Annotated in this window: 2 protein-coding genes and 1 pseudogene; all 3 read right to left on the bottom strand. The window is 74.8% G+C overall.

Going from position 1 to position 2,657, the window contains the following annotated elements:
* A pseudogene (locus CA983_RS42580) lies at positions 1–331 on the bottom strand (alpha/beta hydrolase); the annotation flags it as partial.
* A 98-nt stretch (positions 332–429) separates the two neighbouring features.
* A complete protein-coding gene (alr, locus tag CA983_RS42575) occupies positions 430–1,599 on the bottom strand; it encodes an alanine racemase (RefSeq protein ID WP_086605984.1) in 1,170 nt (389 codons plus the stop codon).
* Between the two features lie 87 nt (positions 1,600–1,686).
* On the bottom strand, positions 1,687–2,574 hold the full coding sequence (locus tag CA983_RS42570) for a L,D-transpeptidase family protein (protein ID WP_086605983.1): 888 nt from the start codon (positions 2,572–2,574) through the stop codon (positions 1,687–1,689).
* Between the last annotated feature and the right edge of the window lie 83 nt (positions 2,575–2,657).

Genomic DNA, 2,657 nt, shown 5'->3' with positions numbered 1-2,657 from the left:
GGCCGAGGGCGGCGGGGGCGGCGTCCGGGTCGAGCTCGTCGACCTCGTAGTACAGCTCCGTGCCGTCGTCGGAGAACGCCTTGCCGGGCATGCCGCGCAGCGAGCCGTACGGTCCCGCGGAGTCGAGGGCGAGCCGGGCCTTCTGGCGTATGCCCCGGCCGACCGTCATCCGCTCCAGGGCGACACCGGCGGCCGCGCCCGCGGCCACCACGCCTATCGCGACACCGGCGAGGCCGGTCGCCCGGCGCCAGCCGCCCGCCGCCCCCGCGGCGGAGGCCGCGACGGCCGCGGTGGCGGCGTTCGCGACGACCTCCGCGCTGCTCTCGCTCACGTACCGCTCCTCTTCGCCGGGGTACTGCTGTGGATGCCTGTGGTGCTCGTGTTGCCAGGGTGCCTGTTGTTCTACGCGGGACCGGTCCTCTGTGCGAGTTACCCGTCCTGTTCGTCATTCACATAGACGCGAGGAACGCGCGTTCCGATCCGGGTCACGATCTCGTAAGCGATGGTTCCGGCCGCCTGGGCCCAGTCCTCGGCGGTGGGCTCGCCGCGGTCCCCGGGCCCGAAGAGCACCGCCTCGGCGCCCGGCTCGGGCTCGTCGCCGCCCAGGTCGACCACGAACTGGTCCATGGCGACCCGCCCCGCGATCGTGCGCCACTTGCCCTCGACCAGGACCGGCCCGGCCGAGGAGGCGTGCCGCGGGATGCCGTCGGCGTAGCCCAGCGGGACCAGGCCGAGGGTGGTCGCGCCGGGCGTCACGTACCGGTGGCCGTAGCTGACGCCGTGCCCGCCCGGCACGTGCTTGACCAGGGCGAGCGAGGCGGACAGCGTCATCACCGGGCGCAGTCCGAAGTCGGCCGGGGTGCCGAGCTCGGGGCTGGGTGAGATGCCGTAGGTGGCGATGCCGGTGCGGACCAGGTCGAAATGGCTCTCGGGGAGCGTGAGCGTGGCCGGCGAGTTGGCGATGTGCCGGACCTCGGGGCGGGCGCCCTGCTCCTCGGCGTAGGCGACCATCTCCCGGAAGCGGGCGAGCTGGGCGGCGATGGAGGGATGGCCGGGTTCGTCTGCACAGGCGAAGTGCGACCACAGCCCCGTGACGCGCAGGAGCCCCTCGGCCTCGGCGCGCAGCGCCTCCCGGACCAGCCCGGCCCAGTCGTCCCCGGGCTGGCAGCCGCCCCGCCCGAGCCCCGTGTCGGCCTTGAGCTGCACCCGGGCGGGCCGCCCGGCGAGCCGGGCCGCCTCGGTGACCTCGGCCAGGGCCCACATCCCGCTGACGGACACGTCGAGGTCCGCCTCGATCGCCTCGCGCCAGGGTCCGCCGGGCGTCCACAGCCAGCACATGATGCGGCCCGGCAGCCCGGCGGCCCGCAGGGCGAGGGCCTCCTCGGGCGTCGCCGTGCCCAGCCAGTCCGCCCCCGCGGCGACGGCCGCGCGGGCACACGGCACAGCCCCGTGGCCGTACGCCTCGGACTTCACGACGGCCATCAGGGCCGCGCCCGGCGCGTGGGCACGCAGCGCCCGCACGTTGGCCCGCAGGGCGGCCAGGTCGATCTCCGCGCGGGCGCGCAGCGGCGCGGTCCGCGGGGCTGTTGTCTCGCTCATCGCGCCCAGTGTCTCAGAGGGGTCCGACACGCCCGAGGCAGCGGCCCCCGCCGGCGGCTCGGCCGGGTCCCGCGCCGAGCCGCTCGGCTACGTCCCGGGCCTTCGCCCCCACACGAACACGCGGTCGCCCTTCTTCAGCACGCTCCACAGCCTCCGCGCGTCGGGGACGGAGAGATTGACGCAGCCCATGGAGCCGACGGTGGTGTTGAGACTGCCGTAGACACCGTGGAAGGCCTGCCCGCCGCTGAAGAACTGGGAGTACGGCATGGGCGTGTTGTACAGCGTCGACCAGTGGTTCTTGTGCCGCCAGTAGACCTTGTGCCATCCGGCCCGCGTCCGGTACCCGGCCCGCCCGCTGCGGATCGGGACCGCCCCGAACACGATCTTCCGCCCCTTCTGCACCCAGGTCAGCTGCCGGGTGAGATCCACACACGCCACGGGGTAGCTCCGCACCGGGCACCGACCGGCGGCATCGGGGTTCCGGCGCGCCGACAGATACTGCATGCGGGCCCACGTCACGGGCCCGGCGAACCCGATGGCCGGTTTGATCCCCTGCCGCACCTGGAACGCCCGGACGGCCCGGCAGTCGGCCGCCGACTGCGTCCCGTCCACCCTCAGCCCCAGCCACCGCTCGACCTGCCGCTGATACGGCCCGGTCTTCCCGGTACAGCTCACCCGCGCGACCGCCTCCCCCAACGGCACGTACTCGACGAGCGCGTACGTCCCCTCCACCGCCCCGCGCGGCTCGACGGCCTCCTCCGCGGCCGACGGCGTGTACACCACCGGCGGCAGCGCCTGGTCGGGCGTGTCGACGGACCAGGGCTGCGCGGGCCCCGGAGCGACGCCCGGGACCAGCTCGCCCAGGGGCCCTGGGGCGGGCGGTACGGGAGCGGCACCGGCGACACCTACGGGCAGCGCGGCGACAGCGGCGAGCAGGAGGGCGAGGGCGCGCCCGGCGTTGCGTCTGCTGGTCATGTGATCAGAGAAACGGGGTGGTGGCGCGGCCCGGAGTTGCCGCGCGGCACCGGTCACCCAGAGGTATCAGCCATACGTCAGCC

The sequence above is a fragment of the Streptomyces swartbergensis genome (assembly GCF_002148965.1).
Taxonomy (GTDB): domain Bacteria; phylum Actinomycetota; class Actinomycetes; order Streptomycetales; family Streptomycetaceae; genus Streptomyces; species Streptomyces swartbergensis.
This window is presented reverse-complemented; position numbering and strand designations above follow the sequence as displayed.

Bases quoted from the DNA above. Each gene is read 5' to 3' on its own strand.
- CA983_RS42570 (WP_086605983.1), bottom strand. From the start codon at position 2,574: ATGACCAGCAGACGCAACGCCGGGCGCGCCCTCGCCCTCCTGCTCGCC.
- alr (WP_086605984.1), bottom strand. From the start codon at position 1,599: ATGAGCGAGACAACAGCCCCGCGGACCGCGCCGCTGCGCGCCCGCGCG.